At 54.1% G+C, this 24,538-nt stretch carries 21 protein-coding genes; 11 read left to right on the plus strand and 10 right to left on the minus strand.

Going from position 1 to position 24,538, the window contains the following annotated elements; translation table 11 throughout:
- Nucleotides 1-22: 22 nt before the first annotated feature.
- From bamB to ABDW13_RS10115, 4 genes are all read left to right on the plus strand, one after another.
- Nucleotides 23-1,204 carry an outer membrane protein assembly factor BamB gene (gene bamB / locus ABDW13_RS10100; protein WP_343552430.1) on the plus strand — a complete coding sequence of 394 codons (1,182 nt, stop codon included), beginning with the start codon at nt 23-25 and terminating at the stop codon, nt 1,202-1,204.
- Nucleotides 1,205-1,382: 178 nt separating this feature from the next.
- Nucleotides 1,383-2,876 carry a ribosome biogenesis GTPase Der gene (gene der / locus ABDW13_RS10105; RefSeq protein ID WP_343552431.1) on the plus strand — a complete coding sequence of 498 codons (1,494 nt, stop codon included), beginning with the start codon at nt 1,383-1,385 and terminating at the stop codon, nt 2,874-2,876.
- A 106-nt stretch (nt 2,877-2,982) separates the two neighbouring features.
- Nucleotides 2,983-3,210: a zinc ribbon domain-containing protein gene (locus ABDW13_RS10110; protein WP_343552432.1), complete on the plus strand. Its 228-nt coding sequence runs from the start codon at nt 2,983-2,985 to the stop codon at nt 3,208-3,210.
- A 328-nt stretch (nt 3,211-3,538) separates the two neighbouring features.
- A complete protein-coding gene (locus ABDW13_RS10115; protein WP_343552433.1) occupies nt 3,539-5,977 on the plus strand; it encodes a glucose/quinate/shikimate family membrane-bound PQQ-dependent dehydrogenase in 2,439 nt (812 codons plus the stop codon).
- 86 nt (nt 5,978-6,063) lie between these two features.
- Here ABDW13_RS10115 and ABDW13_RS10120 read toward each other — a convergent pair whose 3' ends face one another.
- From ABDW13_RS10120 to xseA, 4 genes are all read right to left on the minus strand, one after another.
- Entirely contained in the window at nt 6,064-6,246 is a 183-nt protein-coding gene (locus ABDW13_RS10120; RefSeq protein WP_343552434.1) for a general stress protein, read from the minus strand.
- A gap of 103 nt (nt 6,247-6,349) precedes the next feature.
- A complete protein-coding gene (locus ABDW13_RS10125; RefSeq protein WP_343552435.1) occupies nt 6,350-6,676 on the minus strand; it encodes a protealysin inhibitor emfourin in 327 nt (108 codons plus the stop codon).
- Complete coding sequence (locus tag ABDW13_RS10130; protein WP_343552436.1) at nt 6,673-7,686, minus strand: M4 family metallopeptidase; 1,014 nt, start codon at nt 7,684-7,686, stop codon at nt 6,673-6,675. The genes ABDW13_RS10125 and ABDW13_RS10130 overlap by 4 nt, the downstream gene beginning before the upstream one ends.
- A 79-nt stretch (nt 7,687-7,765) precedes the next feature.
- Nucleotides 7,766-9,148: an exodeoxyribonuclease VII large subunit gene (xseA, locus tag ABDW13_RS10135; protein WP_343552437.1), complete on the minus strand. Its 1,383-nt coding sequence runs from the start codon at nt 9,146-9,148 to the stop codon at nt 7,766-7,768.
- A gap of 169 nt (nt 9,149-9,317) precedes the next feature.
- Between xseA and guaB the strand changes: the two genes are divergently transcribed.
- The 3 genes from guaB (at nt 9,318) to ABDW13_RS10150 (ending at nt 13,365) form a co-directional block, all read left to right on the plus strand.
- On the plus strand, nt 9,318-10,784 hold the full coding sequence (gene guaB, locus ABDW13_RS10140; RefSeq protein WP_343552438.1) for an IMP dehydrogenase: 1,467 nt from the start codon (nt 9,318-9,320) through the stop codon (nt 10,782-10,784).
- Between the two features lie 72 nt (nt 10,785-10,856).
- Entirely contained in the window at nt 10,857-12,437 is a 1,581-nt protein-coding gene (gene guaA / locus ABDW13_RS10145) for a glutamine-hydrolyzing GMP synthase (RefSeq protein ID WP_343552439.1), read from the plus strand.
- A 151-nt stretch (nt 12,438-12,588) separates the two neighbouring features.
- Nucleotides 12,589-13,365: a DUF3750 domain-containing protein gene (locus ABDW13_RS10150; RefSeq protein ID WP_343552440.1), complete on the plus strand. Its 777-nt coding sequence runs from the start codon at nt 12,589-12,591 to the stop codon at nt 13,363-13,365.
- A 27-nt stretch (nt 13,366-13,392) separates the two neighbouring features.
- Here ABDW13_RS10150 and ABDW13_RS10155 read toward each other — a convergent pair whose 3' ends face one another.
- Nucleotides 13,393-13,572 carry a DUF2158 domain-containing protein gene (locus ABDW13_RS10155; RefSeq protein WP_343552441.1) on the minus strand — a complete coding sequence of 60 codons (180 nt, stop codon included), beginning with the start codon at nt 13,570-13,572 and terminating at the stop codon, nt 13,393-13,395.
- Between the two features lie 216 nt (nt 13,573-13,788).
- On the opposite strand from ABDW13_RS10155, the gene ABDW13_RS10160 reads away from it, so the two are divergent.
- Nucleotides 13,789-14,034, plus strand: a complete 246-nt coding sequence (locus tag ABDW13_RS10160; protein ID WP_343552442.1) for a hypothetical protein — start codon at nt 13,789-13,791, stop codon at nt 14,032-14,034.
- A 25-nt stretch (nt 14,035-14,059) separates the two neighbouring features.
- On the plus strand, nt 14,060-14,554 hold the full coding sequence (locus ABDW13_RS10165) for a DNA-binding protein (RefSeq protein ID WP_343552443.1): 495 nt from the start codon (nt 14,060-14,062) through the stop codon (nt 14,552-14,554).
- Here ABDW13_RS10165 and mgtE read toward each other — a convergent pair.
- The 5 genes from mgtE to ppk1 all read right to left on the minus strand — a co-directional run bounded on the left by mgtE (nt 14,551) and on the right by ppk1 (nt 20,662).
- A complete protein-coding gene (gene mgtE / locus ABDW13_RS10170) occupies nt 14,551-15,984 on the minus strand; it encodes a magnesium transporter (RefSeq protein ID WP_343552444.1) in 1,434 nt (477 codons plus the stop codon). The genes ABDW13_RS10165 and mgtE overlap by 4 nt on opposite strands.
- A gap of 120 nt (nt 15,985-16,104) precedes the next feature.
- The gene (locus ABDW13_RS10175) at nt 16,105-16,290 is read right to left on the minus strand and encodes a YfgG family protein (RefSeq protein ID WP_343552445.1); all 186 of its coding nucleotides are present in this window, start codon (nt 16,288-16,290) and stop codon (nt 16,105-16,107) included.
- Nucleotides 16,291-16,442: 152 nt separating this feature from the next.
- Complete coding sequence (gene tehB / locus ABDW13_RS10180; protein ID WP_343552446.1) at nt 16,443-17,045, minus strand: tellurite resistance methyltransferase TehB; 603 nt, start codon at nt 17,043-17,045, stop codon at nt 16,443-16,445.
- A 27-nt stretch (nt 17,046-17,072) separates the two neighbouring features.
- A complete protein-coding gene (gene ppx, locus ABDW13_RS10185) occupies nt 17,073-18,596 on the minus strand; it encodes an exopolyphosphatase (protein ID WP_343552447.1) in 1,524 nt (507 codons plus the stop codon).
- A 5-nt stretch (nt 18,597-18,601) separates the two neighbouring features.
- A complete protein-coding gene (gene ppk1, locus ABDW13_RS10190) occupies nt 18,602-20,662 on the minus strand; it encodes a polyphosphate kinase 1 (protein ID WP_343552448.1) in 2,061 nt (686 codons plus the stop codon).
- Nucleotides 20,663-20,844: 182 nt separating this feature from the next.
- Between ppk1 and ABDW13_RS10195 the strand changes: the two genes are divergently transcribed.
- Together ABDW13_RS10195 and pstA are read left to right on the plus strand one after the other, a co-directional pair.
- The gene (locus ABDW13_RS10195; RefSeq protein WP_343552449.1) at nt 20,845-22,938 is read left to right on the plus strand and encodes an ABC transporter permease subunit; all 2,094 of its coding nucleotides are present in this window, start codon (nt 20,845-20,847) and stop codon (nt 22,936-22,938) included.
- Complete coding sequence (gene pstA, locus ABDW13_RS10200; RefSeq protein WP_343552450.1) at nt 22,935-24,533, plus strand: phosphate ABC transporter permease PstA; 1,599 nt, start codon at nt 22,935-22,937, stop codon at nt 24,531-24,533. Before ABDW13_RS10195 ends, pstA begins: the two co-directional genes overlap by 4 nt.
- Nucleotides 24,534-24,538 lie beyond the last annotated feature (5 nt).

Here is a 24,538-nt window from a genome sequence, read left to right on the forward strand (position 1 = left end):
TAAGCCAGTCAAGAGAGCGCACATGGAATTACGTAAATACCTGCTGCCAGGGCTGATTTCAGTCACTCTGCTCAGCGGTTGCTCGCTGTTCAGCGGCGAAGAAGATGTAGTGAAAATGGCCCCGCTGCCAAAGGTGGAAAACCAGTTTACGCCGCAGACTGCGTGGAGCACTTCCGTAGGTGATGGCGTTGGTGATTTTTATTCCAACCTGCACCCAGCCTGGCTGGACGGCACCGTCTACGCAGCCGATCGTTTTGGCGTGGTGAAAGCGCTGGATGCCAGCAACGGAAAAGAGAAATGGAAAGTTAATCTCTCTGAGAAAACCGGTTTCTTCTCTAAAAACATCTCCGCATTGCTGTCTGGTGGCGTAACCGCTAATGGCGACCGCATCTACATCGGTAGCGAGCGTGGTCAGGTGTTTGCACTGAATACCAGCGATGGCGGCATTGCCTGGCAGACTAAAGTCGCCGGTGAAGCGTTGTCGCGTCCTGTGGTCAGTGATGGTTTAGTACTGATTCACACCAGCAACGGTATGTTGCAAGGTCTGGACCAGAGTACTGGCGCTATCAAATGGAGCGTCAACCTGGATATGCCTGCATTGTCGCTGCGTGGCGAATCCGCACCGACTGTCGCCTTTGGTGGTGCAATTGTTGGCGGTGACAATGGTCGCGTGAGCGCAGTTATCGTCAATCAAGGCCAGCTGATTTGGCAGCAGCGTATTTCGCAGCCAAGCGGCGCCACTGAAATCGATCGCCTGAGCGACGTTGATACCACGCCTGTGGTAGTTAACGGCGTGGTGTATGCATTGGCATATAACGGTGATCTTACCGCACTGGAACTGCGTTCTGGTCAGGTGTTGTGGAAACGTGAAATCGGCGGCGTGAAAGACATGGTGGTGGATGCCGGTCGCATCTATCTGGTTGATCAAGATGACCGCGTGATTGCCCTGAATGCTGACGGTGGCGTGGCCATCTGGCGTCAAAGCGATCTGCTGCATCGCAACCTGACTTCACCGGTGCTGTTCAACGGTTATCTGGTGGTTGGCGATAGCGAAGGCTACGTGCACTGGATTAATACCCTTGATGGTCGCTTCGTGGCGCAGCAGAAACTGGATAGCGACGGCTTCCAGACTGAACCGGTTGTTGCCGGTGACAAGCTGCTGATCCAGGCGAAAGGTGGTGAGGTTTACGCCATCACGCGTTAAGGTTTTGGCTTTGCGGGAATCAATTTCCCGCTCGCTTATACGGCTCCTGATTCGTCAGGGGCCGTTTCGTTTTTAGTCAGGCATGGTATTCTTTGCGCCTTCCGCCTGACGCCTGACGGCAAATGTCGTTATAATCACGCCATTCGGGCGATTTATTTTTAAAACTGAGGCAAGTCTTATGGTACCTGTGGTCGCGCTGGTTGGGCGTCCCAATGTGGGAAAATCTACGCTTTTTAACCGTTTAACACGCACTCGTGATGCGCTGGTGGCGGATTTTCCTGGGCTGACTCGCGATCGCAAATATGGTCGCGCCGAAGTGGAAGGGCGCGAATTCATTGTTATTGATACCGGCGGTATCGATGGCACCGAAGAAGGCGTCGAAAACCGCATGGCGGAACAATCGCTGTTGGCGATTGAAGAAGCCGATGTGGTGCTGTTTATGGTGGATGCGCGCGCGGGCGTGATGCCGGCGGATCAGCAAATCGCCAATCACCTGCGTGCTCGTGAAAAAGCCACTTTTGTTGTCGCTAACAAAACTGACGGCATCGATCCTGAAGCTGCGGTGCTGGATTTCTATGCGCTGGGCTTAGGTGAAATTCACCCTATTGCCGCTTCGCACGGTCGTGGGGTCAACAGCTTGCTGGAAACCGCGCTGTTACCGTGGATGGATGAAATTGTTCCTGAAGTCGAGCTCACGGAAGAAGAAGAGAACGCCGCCTATTGGGCCGCTTTAGAAGAAGAAGAGACTGAAAAGGCGCTGGCGGAAGAGGAAGAAGAGGATTTTGACCCGACAACCTTGCCGATCAAACTGGCGATTGTGGGTCGTCCGAACGTGGGTAAGTCAACGCTCACCAACCGTATTCTTGGCGAAGACCGTGTTGTGGTTTTCGACATGCCGGGCACCACGCGCGATAGCATCTATATCCCGATGGAGCGCGATGAGCGCGAGTATGTTCTGATTGATACTGCTGGCGTGCGTAAGCGCGGAAAGATAACGGAAACCGTAGAGAAGTTTTCAGTAATCAAAACGTTGCAAGCGATTGAAGATGCCAACGTGGTGATGCTGGTGATTGATGCGCGTACCGGGATTTCCGATCAGGATCTGTCGCTGCTCGGCTTTATCCTGAATAGTGGGCGCTCACTGGTCATCGTGGTCAACAAGTGGGATGGCATGACGCAGGAAGCCAGAGATGAAGTTAAAGAGATGTTGGACTTCCGCCTGGGCTTTATCGATTTCGCGCGTATCCACTTTATTTCTGCTCTGCACGGTAGCGGCGTCGGCAACCTGTTTGAATCGGTAACCGAAGCTTACGACTGCTCCACCAAGCGTGTAGGCACGGCAATGCTGACGCGCATCATGACAATGGCTGCTGACGATCATCAGCCGCCATTGGTGCGCGGTCGCCGCGTGAAGCTGAAATATGCGCACGCCGGCGGTTATAACCCGCCAATCGTGGTAATTCACGGCAACCAGGTGAAGGATCTGCCGGATTCCTATAAGCGTTACCTGATGAACTACTTCCGTCGTTCACTCAACGTGATGGGGACGCCGATTCGCATTCAATTCAAAGAAGGCGACAACCCGTATGCGGGTAAACGTAACCTGCTGACGCCAACCCAGCAGCGTAAACGTCAACGTTTGATGTCACATCTGAAAAAGAACAAGCGTTAACATGATAAGGGCCCAAGCGGGCCCTTTTTTATTGGCTGATAATCATATCTACAATCGTAAGGTCGCCATGCAGGGTGACCGATGTTCATAACGTAGAGGATGATTTATGAGTTCTTCATGCCCAATCTGTCAACAACCCCTTACTCACGCTGAAAACGGTTTTGACTGTCTTCACTGTAACCGCCATTTCAATCCCATCGCCTTATGCCCTGATTGCCATCGCCCGCTGCAAGTGCTGAAAGCCTGCGGTGCGGTAGATTACTTTTGTCAGCATGGCGACGGTTTGATCTCGAAAAAACGCATCGAATTTGTTCCTGATACCCAAGTGGTTTGAGAATTTACGTTATGCCCGGCTATATTTATTAACAAGTTACGGCTGGATTTGTAGCAAAAATGCTATTGAGCAGTAACTCCTTAGTTATGGATATTCACTTTTTAATGTACCAGGTGGTACAATCCTGCCGCCTTGTAGCGAGAATCACTCTCACCTGCGTTGTGTCCTCGCTCACAAGCGCCGAATCACGGGCATTGCACCCGTACCAATAGATATAAAATAAAGCGTAACGGATTTGTTCATGTCTCCAGCGTCTGTTGGAGCATTACCACCGGCTGCTTAAGGCTTACCGGCGCCAGCGCATTATTTTTTCAGGAGAGTTTTTGTTATGGCAGAAAATTCCGCTCGTCCCGGTAAAGGGTTGAGCATCTGGTCTGTACTGTTGGGCCTGGTCCTGCTGGCAGTCGGCTTGTTCTTCGCCATTGGCGGTGGCAAGCTGGTCGCGCTGGGCGGCAGCTGGTACTTCCTCATCGCCGGTATCGTGATGTTGCTGTCGGCGATCCAATTCTTCCGTCGCAAATCATCTGCGGTCACCCTGTTTATCCTGGTGTTCGCCGGCACGTTGATTTGGTCGCTGTTTGATGCGGGCTGGCATTTCTGGCAGCTGGTTTCACGCTTGATGGTACCGGCTGGTTTGATGCTGCTGGCCTTCATCACCTGGCCAGCACTGCGTAAAAGCGAAGGCAAAAGCTCTCTGGCAAAAGTCTCTTATGCGCTGTCGGCAGTCATCGTCGTAGGCATGGTGGCGACCTTTGTACAGATGTTCCAGCCGCATCCTACCGTGGCGTTCACTGGTAAAGAGTTGCCGCTGATTCCTGTCGATAAATCTAAACCGCAGCAAGACTGGAGCAACTACGGCCGTACGCCGGGTGGCGACCGTTTCGCCGCCATCGATCAGATTACGCGCGACAATGTTAAAGATTTGCAGGTTGCCTGGACCTTCCACACCGGCGATACGCCAATCAGCCCAACCGGTAACGGTGCGGAAGATCAGCAAACGCCATTGCAGATTGGCAACACGCTGTACCTGTGCACCCCGCACAACAACGTGATTGCGGTGGCAGCAGACAGCGGCAAGCAAATCTGGAAACGTGAAATCAACGCGCAGGCCGAAGTGTGGAACCGCTGCCGTGGTTTAGCCTATTTCGATGCTACCAAACCGTTGCAGCAGCCAACACAGCCGGGTTCAACGCCGGTTACCGCGGCAGTATTGCCTGCGGGTGATACCTGCCAGCGCCGTATCCTGATGAACACCATCGATGCGCGCCTGATTGCTATCAACGCCGATAACGGTGAACTGTGTGACACCTTTGGTACGCATGGTGTGGTGGATCTGAAAGTTGGTTTAGGCAAAGCGCCAGACCCGCAATATCAGCTGACTTCACCGCCAGCGATGGCCGGAACCACCGTTGTTGTCGGCGGTCGTGTTGCTGATAACGTACAAACCGACATGCCTGGCGGCGTATTGCGTGGCTTTGACGTGATCACCGGCCAAATGCGTTGGGCGTTTGACCCAGGCAATGATGACCCGAATGCGGTACTGATGCCGGGTAAAGATTACACCCGCAGCACGCCGAACTCGTGGGCGCCAATGTCTTACGATCCGGCAATGAACACCGTGTTCCTGCCGATGGGTAGCTCATCAGTGGATCTGTGGGGTGCGAACCGTACCAAACTGGATCACACTTACGGCGCGTCCATCCTGGCGCTGGATGCTACTACCGGTAAGCAGAAGTGGGTTTATCAGACCGTACATAACGATCTGTGGGACTTCGACCTGCCAATGCAGCCGAGCCTGGTAGACTTCCCGATGAAGGACGGCACCAACAAGCCGGCCGTGGTTATCGGGGCCAAAACCGGCATGATCTGGGTGCTGGATCGCCTGACCGGCAAGCCTTTGACCAAAGTTGAAGAGCTGCCAATGCCGCAGGGCCATATCCCGAACGAGCAGTACACTAAAACTCAGCCGCATTCGGTTGAGATGCCAAGCATCGGTAATCAGAAATTGACCGAAGCAGACATGTGGGGTGCAACGCCGTTCGATCAATTGGCGTGTCGCATCGCCTTCAAAGGTATGCGTTACGATGGTCTGTTCACGGTGCCGGATACCGATATGTCGCTCAGCTTCCCAGGTTCACTGGGTGGTATGAACTGGGGCGGTATCTCCTTCGATCCAAACAACCAATACATGTTCGTTAACGACATGCGTTTGGGCCTCTGGGTACAGATGATCCCACAAGACACCAGCAAATCTGCGGCAAGCAACGGTGGCGAAGCGATCAACACCGGCATGGGCGCGGTTCCGCTGAAAGGCACACCGTATGCGGTTAACAAAAACCGCTTCATGTCGCCGCTGGGCATTCCATGCCAGGCTCCGCCGTTCGGTACTTTGTCAGCGATTGATATGAAAACCCGTCAGATCGTGTGGCAGGTGCCAGTGGGAACCGTGCAGGATACCGGTCCGTTTGGTATCAAAATGCATGCGCAGATGCCAATCGGTATGCCAACCTTGGGCGGCACGCTGGCCACACAGGGCGGCCTGGTGTTCATCGCCGGTACGCAGGATTACTATCTGCGCGCCTTCGATAGCTCAACCGGTAAAGAAGTGTGGAAAGCACGTCTGCCAGTGGGCAGCCAGGGCGGTCCAATCAGTTATGTTTCGCCTGAAAATGGCAAGCAGTACATCCTGATCTCAGCGGGTGGCGCGCGTCAGTCGCCAGATCGTGGTGATTACGTGATTGCTTACGCGCTGCCAGACAGCAAGTAAGTTCGAAGCAGGAGAAAGGCCGACATCATGATGTCGGCCTTTTTTATAACCATCCGTGGCAGACACCTTCCATTAAGGTACCTTATTTACTGCTGCTTGGAGGGACGACGGCTTTTTTGACCTCCTTTTCTTCCAGCTTCCCTGGCTCTTTCAGGATCGTTTCTGAAATTACCCCCGCTGACTTTGCCGCCAGCACTACCTGCTTCCCTGGCGCGCTCCGGGTCTTCTGCAAAGTTCCCGGCACCACCTCGTTGCGATTTTTGTGTCATAGCAGAGACCTCATCTAAGGGTGTTTTCTTCGACGTGGACTAGCTAGCCACTTACTGAGTATAGTCAGTAAGTTAGGCCCTGCCTTGAGAGATCTCTGAGAAGCTATTCACCATCGCGCCACAACGCTTGCAGTTCGGCGGGGGCAGACTGTTCAGGAATCAAAATCACCAGCGCACCGGCTTCATGATGGGTGGCATAGGTAATCTGAATGCGGTAATAACGTTGATCGCCTCGGCCGATGTTGGCCGCCTGATCTTCCGGTTCGCCAAGCGGCAACGCTTGTTCGAGCACCTCGCAAACGCGCTGTTTTTGCGGCTCCGGCAATTGCGCCAGCGCAAAGCGCCGTTCGCCGCGTAGTTTGGGGATAAAAGCGATACCGCCTTCACGTGCCAGTTCGATGATCGCGTCATCGGTGAGTTGAATGTTCACTTTACGCCTACCTGCTGCCAGGCGGATTGGATGGCGTCCGCCACTGATTGATTAAAGCGCGTATTGGCGTGCTTAACCGTAAAGCTGGCAAAGGTGCTGAAGTCGGCATCCTGTGGCAGCGTTTTGTCGCACAACGTGTCGTACCAGGCTCGTCCCGCCAATTCCCAGGCAAAGCCACCCAACGCTTTAGCCGCCAGATAAAATGCCCGATTGGGAATGCCGGAATTGAGATGCACGCCGCCGTTGTCATCGCGCGTCTCGATGTAGTGCGCCATATCGGCAGGCTGCGGATCTTTGCCCAGCAGCGGATCGTCATAAGCGGTGCCAGGAGCCGACATCGATCGCAATCCTTTGCCATTGATGCCTTTTGCCAGCAAACCTTCACCGATAATCCAGTCGGCTTGATCGGCGCTTTGTTTAAGGTAGAACTGCTTCACCAACGAACCAAATACGTCAGACATTGATTCGTTCAAGGCGCCCGCCTGCTGGAAATAAATTAATCCGGCTTCGGTTTCCGTCACGCCGTGCGTGAGTTCATGCGCCACCACGTCCAGCGCGATGGTGAAGCGATTGAAAATCTCACCGTCGCCATCGCCGAACACCATCTGCTGGCCGTTCCAAAAGGCGTTCTGATACTCCTTGCCGTAATGCACGGTGCCATCAAGCTTCAGCCCTTTGTTATCCAGTGAATTACGTTGAAAGGTTTGCCAGTAGAAATCGTAGGTGATGCCGAGATAATTCCACGCTTCTTCGGCGGCGATATCACCGTTGCTCGGTTGACCTTCGTCGCGAATCAAGGTGCCGGGTAGATTCTGCGTGCCTTCAGCATCATAGATAGCGCGCAGCACGGTGCTAGGCTTGGCGGTGGCGGTGCTGGCGACTTGGCGATTATGTTCGCCCATCAGTTGTTGCACGTGGGTGAGGGTGCGGCGCGCGTAGTCTTGTTGCGCGCCAGAGCAGTTAGCAATGATATTACGCAGGATGTACGGAGGAATAACGCTGTAAGTCATACCAAACTCCCTGGCTGATGTGTGTACCAGAAAGTATAGACCCGCGTGATCATGTCGGGGCTGGCCATCGGCCGCCGGTTTAACCGTCGGTTAAGGGCTTTTTACGTCGTGGCGCTTTTTGTGGCTCCAGCGCCGTTACCTGACTTTCCACCCAACCATCATCCAATCGGGTACGCAGCAAATCACCTTTATGTAATTGCCGAGTTTTCTTCACCACCTGGCCCTGATTGTCGGTGGTGACGCTAAAACCACGCGCCAGCGTCGCCAAAGGACTCACACCTTCCAATTGCGCCGCCAAATTGCCAAAACGTTGGCGATTATGACTGAGTTGCTTTTCCATGCCTTGCTGCAAACGATAATGCCATTGCTGCAATTGTTGCTGGGCGCGCAGAATCCGGCCCTGCGGCTGCTGCGCATTGAGGCGTTGTAGCAAGCGATCTTGCTGACGATTGGCGAGGCGCATGTGCTGATCCATCGCTTCGCCGAGACGACGTTGTAACTGGAACAGCGCGGTTTGCTGGCGCGCCAGACGCAGTTGTGGATGTTGCTGCTGCAAGCGATGTTGAATGCGGGTAAAGCGCCGTTGCTGCTGCGCCAGATAGTAATCCATCGCCATTTCCATGCGCTGCTGTTGTGACTGCAAGCGGCGCAATAGCTCTAGCTGATTGCGGCTCACCAGCTCGGCCGCCGCAGAAGGCGTTGGCGCGCGCAGGTCGGCAACGAAATCGGCAATGGTGACATCGGTTTCGTGTCCCACTGCGCTGACGATCGGCAAGCGGCTGGCGAAAATCGCCCGTGCCACGCGTTCGTCATTGAAACTCCATAAATCCTCCAGCGAACCGCCGCCACGGCCAACAATTAACACGTCGCACTCATCACGTTGGTTAGCCAGTTCGATGGCGCGCACAATTCCGGTCGGCGCGTCCACGCCTTGCACGGCGGTGGGGTAGATGATGACCGGCAATGAGGGATCGCGGCGATGCAGCACGCGCAGCACATCATGCAGCGCTGCGCCGGTCGCGGACGTGATCACGCCAACCTGACGTGCCGGATCCGGCAACGGCTGTTTGTATTGCTGATCGAACAAACCTTCCGCCGCCAGGCGCGCTTTAAGCTGCTCAAATTGTTGTTGCAGTAAGCCTTCGCCAGCCGGATGCATGCTTTCGATAATCAGCTGATAATCACCGCGTGGTTCATACAGCGTGATGCTGGCGCGCACTAAAACCTGCTGACCATGTTGCGGACGGAAGGTAACGCGACGATTGCTGTTGCGGAACATCGCGCAACGCACTTGTGCGCCATCATCCTTTAACGTGAAGTACCAATGACCGGAAGAGGGCTGGGTAAAATTTGAGATCTCAGCGCTGAGCCACACCAGGCCCATCTCATTTTCCAGCAGTTGACGCACCGTGGTATTCAGGCGGCTAACAGTAAAAATATTGGCGGTTGGCGGTAGCGACATGTGATGTAGATCAAATTTTAAATCAGAGGGTTAATCAACCGATACTACCTTTCTGGCTCGCAGGATCAAGACTTTTTCTGAAAAAACACTGGAGGCAATCGGTTTCGGCCTGTATAATGCCGCGGCAATATTTTATCTGTTTTAATCGCCCCCAGGTGGAGATATTGCAATGTTAAGAATCGCTAAAGAAGCCCTCACATTTGACGACGTTCTGCTCGTTCCCGCTCACTCCACTGTATTACCCAACACGGCTGATCTCAGCACTCAACTGACGAAAAACATCCGTCTGAACATCCCAATGTTGTCCGCTGCAATGGATACCGTGACCGAAGCGGGTCTGGCAATCGCATTGGCGCAGGAAGGTGGTTTGGGCTTCATTCACAAAAATATGTCGATTGAGCGCCAGGCTGACGAAGTGCGTAAAGTTAAGAAACACGAAAGCGGCGTAGTCACCGACCCGCAAACCGTGCTGCCAACTACCGCTTTGTCTGCGGTGAAAGAACTGACCGAGCGTAATGGCTTTGCTGGCTATCCGGTGGTGAATACCGATAACGAATTAGTCGGCATCATTACTGGCCGCGACGTGCGTTTCGTTACCGATTTGAGCCTGCCGGTTTCTGCGGTTATGACACCGAAAGAGCGCCTTGTAACGGTGAAAGAGGGTGAAGCACGCGAAGTTGTGCTGCACAAAATGCACGAAAAACGCGTTGAGAAAGCGCTGGTGGTGGATGACAGCTTCCATCTGCTGGGCATGATCACCGTTAAAGACTTCCAGAAAGCTGAGCGTAAACCTAACGCTTGTAAAGATGCTGAAGGCCGTCTGCGTGTCGGTGCTGCGGTGGGTGCAGGTGCGGGCAACGAAGAGCGTGTTGATGCGCTGGTGGCTGCGGGTGTTGACGTGTTGCTGATTGACTCCTCACATGGCCATTCAGAAGGCGTATTACAACGCATTCGTGAAACCCGCGCTAAATATCCAAATCTCGAAATCATCGGCGGTAACGTGGCAACGGGCGCAGGCGCATTGGCGCTGGCTGAAGCTGGCGTGAGCGCGGTGAAAGTCGGTATCGGTCCGGGTTCAATCTGTACCACGCGTATCGTCACTGGCGTTGGCGTGCCACAGATCACTGCGGTTTCAGATGCGGTTGCTGCGCTGGAAGGCACTGGCATTCCGGTTATCGCTGATGGCGGTATTCGCTTCTCTGGCGACATTGCCAAAGCGATCGCTGCGGGTGCTGCTGCCGTAATGGTTGGCTCCATGTTTGCGGGTACTGAAGAATCTCCGGGCGAAATCGAGTTGTATCAGGGTCGTTCGTTCAAATCTTATCGCGGCATGGGTTCTTTGGGCGCGATGTCGAAAGGCTCTTCAGACCGTTACTTCCAGACCGATAACGCTGCGGATAAATTGGTGCCAGAAGGTATCGAAGGCCGCGTAGCTTACAAAGGTCGCCTGAAAGAGATCGTGCACCAGCAGATGGGTGGCTTGCGCTCTTGCATGGGCTTGACCGGCTGCGCCACCATTGACGATCTGCGTACGAAAGCGGAGTTCGTACGCATCAGCGGCGCGGGCATCACCGAAAGCCACGTGCACGACGTGACCATCACCAAAGAGTCACCAAACTACCGCATGGGTTCATAATCCCGTAAAATTTAGCGCCCGGCACCCGCCGGGCGCTTTTATTATTAAGTCCATCCCAATGGAAACGCCTCAATGACGACTGAAAATATTCATAAACATCGCATTTTGATCCTCGATTTTGGTTCTCAGTACACGCAACTGGTTGCGCGCCGCGTGCGCGAACTCGGCGTTTACTGTGAGCTCTGGGCGTGGGATGTCACCGAAGAGCAAATTCGCCAGTTCAATCCAAACGGCATCATTCTCTCTGGCGGTCCAGAAAGCACCACCGAGCTGAACAGCCCGCGTGCGCCGGAATATGTCTTCAACGCTGGCGTGCCAGTGCTGGGCGTATGCTACGGCATGCAGACCATGGCGATGCAGTTGGGCGGCAAGGTTGAAGGTTCGAACGAGCGTGAATTCGGTTATGCGCAGGTGGAAGTTCTGACGCAGAGCGCTCTAGTGCGTGACATCGAAGATGCCATCAGCGCAGCCGGCAAACCGCTGCTGGATGTGTGGATGAGCCACGGCGACAAAGTCACCGCTATCCCAGCCGGCTTCGAAACCGTTGCCAGCACCGAAACCTGTCCGTTCGCCATCATGGCTAACGAAGAGAAGAAATTCTACGGCGTGCAGTTCCACCCGGAAGTGACGCACACGCGTCAAGGTCTGCGCATGCTGGAGCGTTTCATTCGTGACATCTGCGGCTGTGAAGCGTTGTGGACGCCAGCCAAAATCATCGAAGACGCGGTTGAGCGCATTCGTGAGCAAGTTGGTGAAGACAAAGTGATTCTCGGCCTGTCTGGCGGCGTGGACTCTTCTGTCACCGCGATGCTGCTGCACCGCGCCATTGGCGATCGTCTGACCTGCGTGTTCGTGGATAACGGTTTGCTGCGTCTTAACGAAGCGGAGCAAGTGCTGGAGATGTTCGGTGACCACTTCGGTCTGAACATTGTGCACGTTGCCGCTGAAGCGCGTTTCCTTGATGCGCTGGCTGGTGAGAACGATCCAGAAGCTAAGCGTAAGATCATTGGTCGCGTATTCGTTGAAGTGTTCGATGAACAAGCGCTGCGTCTGGAAGAGGTTAAGTGGCTGGCGCAAGGCACCATCTATCCTGACGTGATTGAATCGGCGGCTTCAGCGACCGGCAAAGCACACGTGATCAAATCGCACCACAACGTGGGCGGTCTGCCGAAAGAGATGAAGATGGGCCTGGTTGAGCCGCTGAAAGAGCTGTTCAAAGACGAAGTGCGCAAAATCGGTCTGGAACTCGGCCTGCCATACGACATGCTGTACCGTCACCCGTTCCCAGGTCCAGGTTTGGGCGTGCGCGTGCTGGGCGAAGTGAAGAAAGAGTACTGCGACCTGCTGCGCCGTGCCGATGCGATCTTCATCGAAGAGCTGCATAAAGCTGACCTGTACAACAAAGTTAGCCAGGCCTTCACCGTGTTCCTGCCGGTACGTTCTGTTGGCGTCATGGGCGACGGTCGTAAATACGATTGGGTAGTTTCACTGCGCGCAGTAGAAACCATCGACTTCATGACCGCGCATTGGGCGCACCTGCCGTACGATTTCCTCGGCCGCGTTTCTAATCGCATCATCAACGAAGTTAACGGCATTTCCCGTGTGGTTTATGATATTTCGGGCAAACCACCGGCGACGATTGAGTGGGAGTGATTTTGCTCTGATTGTTCGCTACGAAGCCCGCTTAATGCGGGCTTTTTTTCTTTCATAAGTCTAAAACCAGCAATCGCATAGTTAGTGAATACAAACTTCCCCGTTTCGTAGCAAGATAGCCGATGATTTTTTATTCATCAGGATGCTGTCGATGCTGCCTTTCAAAGCTGTGCTGATCACTTTTCTTTGCATCATTTTGCTCTCGTTAGGTGCCAGCTTGGCGCAGGCAACGCGCAGCGGTGAGTTAACCTCGGAACGCGGCGGTTGGGCATCTGCGCGCCGTGATTCGGCGGGCATCGCGCCCGATCCACAACGTTACGCCAACGAAGCCATTGTGCAGGTTTACGCCGCGCCGACGTATGGCTGGAAGGGCGCAGTGGCGGTGCATCCGTGGATTATTTTTAAACGCGCCGGTGAAACCCACTACAACCGTTATGAAGTGATCAGCTGGGGCAGCGGCGATAAGGTGCGTCGCAACAGCAATCTACCTGATGGCTATTGGTATGGCGCCAAGCCGCGCTTGTTGGTTGATCATCGCGGTGCGAGTGCTCAAGCGATGATTCCGCAGATCGAAGCAGCGATTAAATCCTATCCGTGGCCCACCACTTATCACGCTTGGCCGGGGCCAAACAGCAATACCTTTATGGCGCACATTGGCCGCGAAGTACCGGCGCTGAAACTCGATCTGCCCGCTAATGCACTCGGCAAGGATTATCGCTCGCTACTGAATCCAGTGGGATTGCCGCCATCGGGACGCGGCGTGCAGCTTTCATTGCTCGGGGTTCTGGGCGTGACGGTTGGAGCGGAGGAGGGCCTGGAAGTGAACTTGCTTGGCTTAAATATGGGGTTGGACTTCACGCCTTTCCGGCTGCGTCTGCCGTTTATCGGCGGTATTGGTCAGGATAATGTGCAGCGCGACAATCCATAAAAGCGGCCCCGCAATGGGGCCGGATTTTTAGCACACGCCAAAATCGCCGTCTTCGTGATATAGATTCACTGTATCGGCTTTCACTTCAATTTCGCGTTTGATCGGATCATCAATGCGCGCGCACCACAACGTATCGCCTTCCACACGCTGCACTAACATCTTCGGTCCACCGGTTTTTGACTGCACAAAATCATCCACTTTAAACATGCATCTTCTCCATCAGGTCAAGGTTGTTGCCAAAGTGTATATGCGCTCTGCACTACGCGCGCCTGATTTTGTGCGATGGCTTCCAACATCCTATTACCAAAAGTGCGTTAAGACCGTTCTGGTTATCTATGTAGCCAAACAACGCTGGAATGAAGCTGTTACTTTTAATGGGTTGTCAGTTGACACCCTTGATGGGTAGGGATAAGGTGTTCAGCGATGTCAAACCGGAAGCGGCATCCGCATAAAGCGGTGGAAGAGGCTCTGCGTTATGCAGAAGCGCATGATTGGAAAATAGTCATTGGTGGGCATCATGCATGGGGAAAAATGTACTGCCCTGATAATTCTGCGGAGTGTCGATGCGGGGATTTCTGTATTACCTGCGTTTGGAGCACTGCGAAGAATCCCGAAACGCATGCCAGGATGCTGAGGCGCGTGGTGGATAACTGTAGCCAGCGTTCTTAACGCGTTAAATGACGAGGAACTAAACATGGAATTTGAGTTTACGCTGCGTTTCCAACTCACAGATCAAATCGATGATGCAATTGAACGACTTGGTGCTGCGGGTTGCACGGATGCGTTAATTGGTGCGGGGGTCGCAGGAAAATTAAGCATGACATTCAACCGCGAGGCCATCACAGCACAGGAAGCGGTGCGTAGCGCATTGAATGATGTTTTCCAGGCGTTACAGGGTGCAGAGTTGATCGAAGCGGCGCCGGATTTAGTTGGGCTGACTGATATCGCCGATTTAATCGGTGTCTCGCGGCAGAATATGCGCAAGCTGATGCTGAGCCATAGCCCGCAATTTCCTCGTCCAATTCACGATGGAAAAACCTCGCTATGGCATTTGAGCGATGTATTGGAGTGGTTAAATCAGCGAGGTTCGACGCGGGTAAATCCGGAGTTAAGTGAATTGGCGCGCGCAACGTTGCAGCTCAATTTGCAGCAGATGCTGCAACGTTACGCCGAATGCCTGAAAGGTTAGTGATGCAACAAAAACACTGTCGCTAAACCCAGGAAGATAAAGAATCCGCCGGTGTCGGTGATGGCGGTGATCAACACGCTGGAACCTACCGCCGGATCGCGTTTCATTTTGGTCATGATTAACGGGATCAGCACGCCCATCATCGCTGCTAGCAACAGGTTGAGCACCATCGCCAGCATCATTACGCCGCCCAATTGCAGGTTGTCGTACATCAGCCAGGTGACGCCGCCCATAATGCCGCCCCAGAACAGGCCGTTGATTAACGCTACACCCAGTTCACGCATGATCAGGAACGAGAAGTTTCCCGGTTCGACCTGATGCAGCGCTAGCGCGCGCACAATCATGGTGATGGTTTGATTGCCGGTGTTCCCGCCGATGCCCGCCACAATCGGCATCAAGGCGGCAAGCGCGACCAACTGGGAAATAGTGGCTTCGAACAGGCCGATCACGCGCGAAGCGACAAAAGCGGTGCACAGATTCACCGCCAACCACGCCCAGCGCTTGCCAACCGCTTTACGTACCGGTGCAAATACGTCTTCGCCCTGGCTAATACCGCCCATTTTACGGATGTTGCTTTCGTTCTCTTCGTTGACCAAATCGACCACATCTTCAATGGTGATACGGCCAATCAGCTTGCCTTGCGCATCGGTCACAGCGGCGGAAATCAGGTTATAACGTTCGAAGGCGCTGGCGGCGTCTTCGGCTTTATCGTTGAGTTGGAAGGTGGTGGGATGCGAGTTCATCACGTCGACAACCAGGGTTTTCGGCTTGTTGAGCAAGATATCGGTCAACGTTAACTCGCCAACCAGCTGATTCTGCTCATCGGTAATAAAGATTTTGTCGGTGCCATCCGGCATCTTTTTGCCTTTGCGCAAATAGCGCTGCACCGTGGCTAAGGTAACGTCCGAGCGCACCGTCAGGATGTTGAAATCCATGATTTGCCCAACGCGATCGCGATCCAGTTCAATCACGCTAAGCAAACGCGCGCGCAGATTCGGTTCCAGCGTGGTGAGCAGACGACCGGTTAAATCACGCGGCAAATAGCGCGCCAGATATACCTGATCGTCGATATCCAGCGGCTCAATGGCTTGCAGAATATCGCGATCAGACATTTCTTCCGTCAGGCTGGCCCAAACGGTTTCCGAGGCCTCAACCAGCACGCGGCCGCGCTGTTCAGTCGGCACCAAACGCCACAGCGCCTGACGCTCCTCTTCCGGCAAGGCTTCCAGAATATCGGCCAAATCCGCGGCGTGCAGTTGCTGAAGTTCATTCTCCAGCTGATGACGCCAATCGGTGATGTCACGCAACTCAGCCGCGTTGAGATCGACCGATTTATCCAGCAGGACATCGACTAAATCATGCTCATTGAGCAGTAAAGTCAGGATGTGATGACGGGTATCAGCGAGTTTTTGTGCATGCGAAGCAGACATAACGCGTTCCTTGTGTCTGTAAAGTCAGCACACAGTGTAGCGCGTTGCGGGTAACAGGGCGTAAAAAGCAGCATTATCTCAAGGAGTAATGTGCGTAAGCGACGAGAAATCGCGCGTTATTTAACGCGAATCGCTGCTGCTCTGTGAAACTGGCTGAGGAGTGGCATTCTTTTGCTGATGATGCTCGATAGCACCGGGAATGATGAAAAGCAGGCGGCCAAACAAGATTAAGAAACTGACCAGCAACACCACGCGGGTCATGGTGCCGGTTTTCGGACGTCTTCGTGCAGATATAGCGCTGTTCACGCGGGGTGGTTCCTATCATTACCCAACTGGGCGGAAGCGGTATTTAGGCATAGTTAGATCATCAAATCAATTGCTGTGTGAAAAATGAGCAAAAAACGCTAAAACAATTGATCGACATCAGACAATAAAACGGCCGCACAAGGCGGCCATTTTCACTTAATACTGGCTTTCTGTGCCAGCAGCGTGGCGAAGCGGTACTTGATGCGGTTACCGTTTTCATCACGACGATGCAGTTCACCGACATCTTCGTTGTACTTCACGATATGCCAGTTGCGGTAGTAATGGCTCAATTCACCGGATTTAAATGCGAACGGGAAGTTCTGCGTGTTGGGATAATCGTCGGTGTTCATCGCCGCCACAATCAGGTTATAGCCGTACTTGCGCGTGCTGGCTTGCATGTCGGCAATCAGTTGCGGAATGGTCTCCGGTTGCAAGAACATCATCACTACAGTCGACAGCACAAATTGATAGTCACCGTTGAAGCGTACGCTATTGAGGTCGCACAATTCAGTGCGGATGTTCTGCAACTGCTCTTCAGCAATGATGCTGTTCAAACGCTCAAGGCTCACGGGATTGCTGTCCCAAGCCGTTACGTCGAAGCCGTGCTGATTAAGGAACAGGCTATTACGGCCTTGGCCGCAACCTAAATCCAGCGCTTTCCCCACCTCAAGATGAGGCAGGGCGGCAAGCACTTCGGAATGGGTTGGCGTCAGGCCGTATTTTTCAGCGAAATAGTTATCGGGGCGTGTTGTCATAACCAAACAACGGGCCAGCAGCCCGTTTTACTCCTCTTCCAGCATCAGTTTCCAGCCGGTGACATCATTCCAGTAAGCTTGCTCGCGCTCCAGATCCAGCTGAACCAGTGTATTCTGGCTCAGGTAGCCAGCCGGGAAAGTCAGCGTCCAATGACCGTCATCGGTGCTCAATTTAAGCGAATCAGGTTTGGTGGTCGCCTGGCGCTGATTGTTCAGCAAGGTGCCAAGACGCAGCAGGAACACCATCGGCAGAAACTGTTTCTTTTTAAACAAGGTGAAACGTGGCATCTCATCCTGCTTCACCGCTTTTCGGTGATAGCGTACCAACGTTGCCAACAGCATCTGTTGATCCTGATTAAAGCCCGGCATATTGGAGTTTTGCAGGATGTAGGACGAATGACGCTGCATGCCGCTGTGGTTGATGGTCAAACCGACTTCATGCAGTAAGGCCGCCCATTTCAGCAAGGCTGATAACTGTGGATTGGCTTGCTTGGGATTCTGATCCACCCATTGCAGATAGAGTTGCTCGGTGGTTTCCAGCACACGACGTGCCTGATCGCTATCAATCGCATAATGATTGGCCAGGCTTTGTGCGGTGCGGCTGCGAATATCCTGATGACGAAAACGACCTTCCATTTCGTACAGCACGCCTTCGCGCAATGCACCATCGGAAAGGCGCAGTTCGCGAATCGCGAGCGCATCAAACACGCCACACAAAATCGCTAATCCTGGCACAAACACCGCTTTACGCTCTTCGGACAAACCCGGCAGGCTCAGCGCGTTAAACGATTTATGTTTTAACGCTTCGGTGACCAGTAATTCCAGCGTTTCTGGGGTGATCAGCTTTTCTTTCTCGCCCATCGCCAGCAGCACTTCGCAGGCGGCTTTGATCGAACCCGATGCGCCTAACGCATATTGCCAGCCGTGCAGACGATATTGCCACGCCATGGTTTCCAGTTTTTGCGCCGCCGAAAGACGCGCGCGACGGAAGTTTTCTGGCGAGATTTCTCCTTTCGGGAAGAACAGATTGGCGAAACTGACGCAGCCCATGCGGCGGCTTTCCACCAGTTGCGGCTCAAAGTCTTCACCAATCACCAGCTCGGTAGAACCGCCGCCGATGTCGATTACCAGCTTGCGGCCTTTTTCCGGCTGAGTGTGTTCCACACCCATGAAGATCAGACGCGCTTCTTCATTGCCCGAGATCACTTCGATTGGATAAGGAATCACTTCCGCCGCGCGCTGCAAAAACTCTTCGGCGTTCGAGGCAATACGCAGCGTGTGCGTGCCGACAATCGTCACGTTAGTCGGGCTAAAGCCCTGCAAACGCTCAGCGAACAACGCCAGACAATTCAGCCCGCGCTCCATCGCTTCTTCGCTCAGGCGGTTCTGCGCATCGAGGCCGTCGGCCAGATGTACGCGCTGCTTCAGTCGTCCCAGCACTTGCATGGCGCCATCAACCACACGGGCAATCACCATGTGGAAGCTGTTGGAGCCGAGGTCAATGGCCGCGAACTCCTGAGGTTTCGGCGTACTTTTATGAGAAATTGGCATAGGCGTTATTCGGGTTGTTCCAGTTTCTTGATGTAGTCGTAAATGGCCAGCTGCGAACGCACTTTTTTACGGTTGCCGCGCGGAACATAACGGTTACTCAGCTCTTTATCGACGATGCGGGCTTTCACCGTATCACTCAACAGAATGGCGATAATGTCCAGAATGCGCTGCTTCACGCCTGGATCGAGGATCGCCACGGCAACTTCAATTCGATGGTCGATGTTACGTGTCATCCAGTCCGCAGAAGAGAGGAACACCTTCTTCTCGCCGCCGTTCTCAAAAATATAGACGCGGTCGTGCTCAAGATAACGGTCAACGATGCTGGTGATGCGAATATTTTCGCTGATGCCCGGCAAATCAGGGATCAGAGAACACATGCCGCGTACCAGCAGATTTATTTTCACGCCCGCAGATGAAGCCGCATACAGACGATCAACCAAGCCATTATCGACCAGGTTGTTAATCTTCAGCGTAATACCGGACGGCTTACCTTGCTGCTGATTGGCGATCTCCGCATCAATCAGCTTGTACAGCACATCACGCGAGTTCTGTGGCGAAACCAGCAGATGCTCGAAGGTCACTGGACGATACGGATTTTCAATGAAGTTGAACACGCGACGCACTTCATTGGTGATGCGCGCATCGGCGGTCAGCAATGAATAGTCAGTATAAATGCGCGCGGTTTTTTCGTTGAAGTTTCCGGTGCCGATATGCGCATAGCGCACGATTTCTTCGCCTTCAAGACGGGAAATCAGGAACAGTTTGGCGTGAATTTTCAGACCCGGCGCGGAGAAAATCACATGCACGCCGGCTTCGGTCAGGCGTTTCGCCCAGCGAATGTTGGCTTCTTCATCGAAGCGTGCCTGCAACTCCACCACCACGGTAACTTTCTTGCCGTTATAGGCGGCATGAATCATCGCATCCATGATGCGCGAGTTTTTTGCCACGCGGTAAATGTTGATCTTGATGGCCAGCACGTTCGGGTCGAACGACGCCTGACGCAGCAATTCCAGCACATGCTCAAAGGTGTGATACGGATAGTAGAGCAGCACATCGCGGTTGCGGATAGCATCGAAACCGTTGCGGAAGCCGTCAAAGCCAATGTGGCGAATCTGCGGTAGCGGACGGTTTTCCAGATTGCTTTTACCGACGTTCGGGAAGCCGATAAAGTCTTTGAAGTTATGATAGCGGCCGCCCGGCACAATCGAGTCGTAGTTGTCGATCGACAGCTTATGACGCAGCATTTCCACCATTGCATCCGGCATATCGCGCTGATAAACAAAGCGCACCGGTTCGGCGTTCAGACGCTGTTTGAGGCTGGATGACATCAGCTCCAGCAGGCTCGATTCCATCTCCGTGACTAAGTCGTATTCGGCATCACGCGTCATCTTCATCGAGTAAGCATTCAGCGCGTCGTAATCGAAGAAGCCTTTAAAAATATCATCAAGGCAATAACGCAGGATGTTATCGAGCAGAATCATTGGCTTGCGACGACGCGGCGATTCCGCTGGCAAGTTGATGAAGCGCGGCACTTTGTCGGACGGGATCTCCAGCAGCGCGTAACGAATATCGTCGCCGCGAATGATTTCCACCGCCAGATAGGTGTAATCGTCTTTGAGGAACTCGATCAAATCGGTGTCGTGATTGATCAGAATCGGCGTAACGTGCTGGCGTAATTGATGTTTGAAGTAATAGCGCAGCCAATCTTGCTGATTCGGGGAGAGTTGGCGTTCGTTGATCAGGAAGATCTGATTACGCGCCATTTCCAACAGCAAATCGTTATACAGCGCATCAAATTCCTGATCGGATTTCTGTACGCGCAGTTGAATTTTCTTTAATAAATGACGCAGTGAAGTCGGCTTCCCTTGCTCCTCACTGATCAAAATGCGCCGTTTTAAATCGGCAAAACGAACTTTGTAGAACTCTTCAAGGTTGTTGGAATAGATTCCGAGGAAGCGCATGCGCTCAATCAGCGGATTACTTTTGTCCGATGCTTCCTGTAACACGCGTTCATTGAAGCTTAACCAGCTTAATTCTTTTTCGATGTACAGCTTATCCTGACCCATTCTGACTCCGTGATGCTGTTACTGGACGGAACGTCCGACGGAAAATTCGCAAAAATGCGTTACCGTTCAGTGTCCGTCATCATTATGGCGAGAGTATGGCAAGCTTGTCCAACGCCAAAGGTTGTCTTATCAATCAGCTACGGGCAACATAGCGACTTATTTTCACCTCTTACCTGGCCTGCATGAGCATAAACCGTATTCCCGTCCACTTTAGCGATCGTCGCCGACGCGCCACCGATACGTTCGTGCGCCGCATGGTCACCGCCTGTGGCGTGGGAATTTTACTGCTGATGTTGCTGCTGTTCTTCTGGTTGATCTGGGTGGTTTTACCGCTGTTCAGCGCGCCCGGCATGCACGCCTCCACCACGCAACAACTGTGGGACAAAGCCCCAATGCTGGCGATGGGCAGCGACGGCCAGCTTGGCTGGCGCATCAGTCGCCATGAAGCGCGTTTTATCCCACTCGATGGTCAACCCGCCGCGCCGGCATTAGCGCTTAATGGCCAACCTGATGCGGCAACAATTAGCAGTGATAACCGCAGCGTGCTGCTCAATATGCAGGGCGAACTGCTGTTAATGCAACCGGTTATCCATCACGGCAGCGGCGAATGGCGTTTTCCGCTGGGCGATCGCCCACTGCGTTTGCCGCAAGGCGCGGTAACCGCTATGGCGCTGGCGTCGCTAAATGACACGCAATGGTTGGTTGCGGCACAAACGGCGGCGGGCATCAGCGTGCTGACGCTGCAAAATCAGCAGCAGGTTAATCAGATTCTGCTGCCGCAGCAGCAGGCCGATCATTTATTGCTGTCACCCGATGGAACCTTGCTTTACACCAGCAGCGGGCGCTTACTGCGCGTTTGGCAGATTACGCCACAAGGCGCGCAATTGCGCGAGACGCAAACCCTCGATTTACCGGCGCAAAGTCTGCATATGCTGGCGGGCGGTCGCACGTTGTTGGTTCAGGACGCCAATGGCGTTCATCAATGGTTTGCCATCGCCAGTGACACAGGGCCGCGACTGCAAAAGATTCATACGTTTAGCGGCAGTAAGGATGTTTCCGGCATCACAACTGAGCCGCAACGTCGCGTGTTTGCTACCTGGGATGCACAGGGCAAGGTGCAATTATTCGCCAGCAAGCAGCCGGGGCCGATTTTAACCCGTCAATTGGCGTCGGGCATTCAGGCGCTGGCCTTCTCGCCGCGCGGTGATGCGCTGATTGTTGAGCGCGCAGGTGTTTGGCAACAGTTCGCGCTGGATAATCCGTGGCCGGATTTCACCTGGCGCAATCTGTGGCAGAAAATCTGGTACGAAAACTATCCGCATGAAGATTGGGTGTGGCAATCCACCGCCGCAGGCGATAGCTATCAAGCCAAATTTAGTTTGATGCCGTTGGTGCTCGGCACGCTGAAAGCTGCAAGCCTGGCGCTGCTGTTTGCTACGCCGCTGGCCTTAGCTGCTGCTATGTATACCGCGTGGTTTATGTCGCCGGGTTTACGTCGTTGGGTGAAACCCGGCATTGAAATGATGGGCGCGTTGCCCAGTGTGGTGATTGGTTTGATTGCGGGTGTGTGGCTGGCACCGCATATCAGCACCTCGCTGGTTGGCGTGTTGCTGTTGCCGCCGGTACTGGCCGCCACGTTGTTGCTGTGCGGCGTGCTCAGCCCGCGTCTTCCGGCGCGTTGGCGACGTCCCGGTTTTGAAGTGATCCTGCTACTACCGGTGTTGCTGGTAGTGACACTGTTAACGCTGTGGTTGCCAACTTTGCTGTGGCCGGACATTGGCGCGCGCCTGGCACATTACGAACAGCGCAATTTATTAGTGGCGGCGCTGGCGATGGGATTCGCGCTGGTGCCACTGATTTTCACCTTATCGGAAGATGCGTTGTTCAGCGTGCCGGGCGCGCTGGGACAAGGTTCGCTGGCGCTAGGCGCAACGCCGTGGCAAACCTTAACGCGCGTGGTGCTGCCGGGTGCGTCAGCGGGTATTTTCGCCGCCTTGATGATTGGTTTTGGCCGCGCGGTCGGTGAAACCATGATCGTGCTGATGGCGACCGGTAATACGCCGGTCAGTGAAGGCGGTTTGTTTGCCGGTTTGCGTGCGCTGTCGGCCAATATTGCCATTGAGATGCCGGAAGCGGCAGCGGGCAGCGCGCATTACCGCATTTTATTCCTTAGCGCATTGCTGCTGCTGATCTTTACCTTAGTGATCAATACCATTGCCGAATTAATCCGCCAGCGCTTGCGCCAACGTTACAGCCAGCATGAGGGCCAGGGATGAGTGCGATGCAACAAAACGATCGCTGGCGCTGGCTCACCGCCGGTGCGGTTGCGGTGTGTTTGCTGGCATTTACTTTGCTGATTGGTTTACTGGGATGGCAAGGCGTGCGCGCCTTCTGGCCGCAACCGGTCGATCAATATCAATTCCAGCCGCCAGAAGGCAGCGCAGTGATGGTGCTGGGTGAAACGCTGCAACGGCAACAGCAGGGCGCACATTGGCGCTACGTGGTGAAAACCGGCAACCGTGACTTTGCTGCGCCAGATTTCCGCGTGCTGTACAGCCAGAACGCGGCGAAAACGCGTCGTCCGGTGGATGCGTTGGTTTTACAGCGGCGCAATGGCGGCAATGCCTACGGCTGGCTGGTGGAATTGCGTCAGGATAATGAAGTGATGACCGCGCGCAATCGCAATGCGTTGCTGGATCAGCGCTTGCAGCAGGTGCATGAGCTTCTGCGCCAGGCGAGCAAAATCCGCCGTATTGAGATGGCGCGCCTCAATGCGCAGCTGGAAGATCTGCAACAGAAAGCCGATAAGCAACAGCGCAAAGGGACATTTAGCCTCGAAGTACAATCCGAGTTTGCCGCCAATCGCAGCGCATTGCAGCGCCGCTTTAATGCGTTGGCGCAGCAACTTACCCACTTACAACGCGAAAGTCAGCGTGACACCTTGGTACTGCGTGATGTGCAGGGCGTCGATCACAGTATTCCGCTGGCGCAGGTTGTTGATGCCTGGTATCCGAATGCCATGACCGTGGGCGACAAAATCCAACACTTCTTTAGTCAGCTTTGGCAATTTGTCAGCGATTCACCGACGTCAGGCGGCGGCGAAAGTGGGGCGTTCCCGGCGATTTTTGGTACCGTGCTGATGGTGCTGCTGATGTCGATTATCGTTATGCCGCTCGGCGTGATCGCCGCCGTGTGGCTGCATGAATATGCCGGGCGCAATGCGCTCACGCGGCTGGTGCGCATCGCGGTGGTTAACCTCGCGGGTGTGCCATCGATTGTGTATGGCGTATTTGGTCTGGGTTTCTTTGTCTGGCTGATTGGCGGCACCATCGACCAATTGTTCTTCTCCAGCGCCTTGCCCAATCCCACCTTTGGCACGCCGGGTTTACTATGGGCAGCGCTGACGCTGGCATTGCTGACCTTGCCGGTGGTGATTGTCGCCACCGAAGAAGGATTGTCACGTATTCCCGATAATCTGCGGCAGGGATCGCTGGCGCTGGGCGCAACGCAGGCGGAAACGCTGTGGCGCGTGGTGTTGCCGCTGGCGGTGCCTGCCATGCTCACGGGATTGATTCTGGCGGTAGCGCGTGCTGCTGGTGAAACCGCGCCGCTGATGCTGGTGGGCGTGGTGAAAATGGTGCCGGAACTGCCGGTGGATGCGGTGTTCCCATATCTGCATCTCGATCGTAAATTCATGCACCTCGGTTTTCAGATCTACGATTTGGCTTTCCAAAGCCCCAACATCGATGCTGATCGCCCGTTGGTTTACGCCACTGCCTTGCTGCTGGTGGCGATCATCCTGTCGCTCAATCTGCTGGCGATGGCGCTGCGCCATCGGCTGCGTGAGCGTTACCGGCTTATGACGCACTAAAAAGG

The organism is Pantoea sp. (assembly GCF_039594315.1).
GTDB lineage: Bacteria > Pseudomonadota > Gammaproteobacteria > Enterobacterales > Enterobacteriaceae > Pantoea.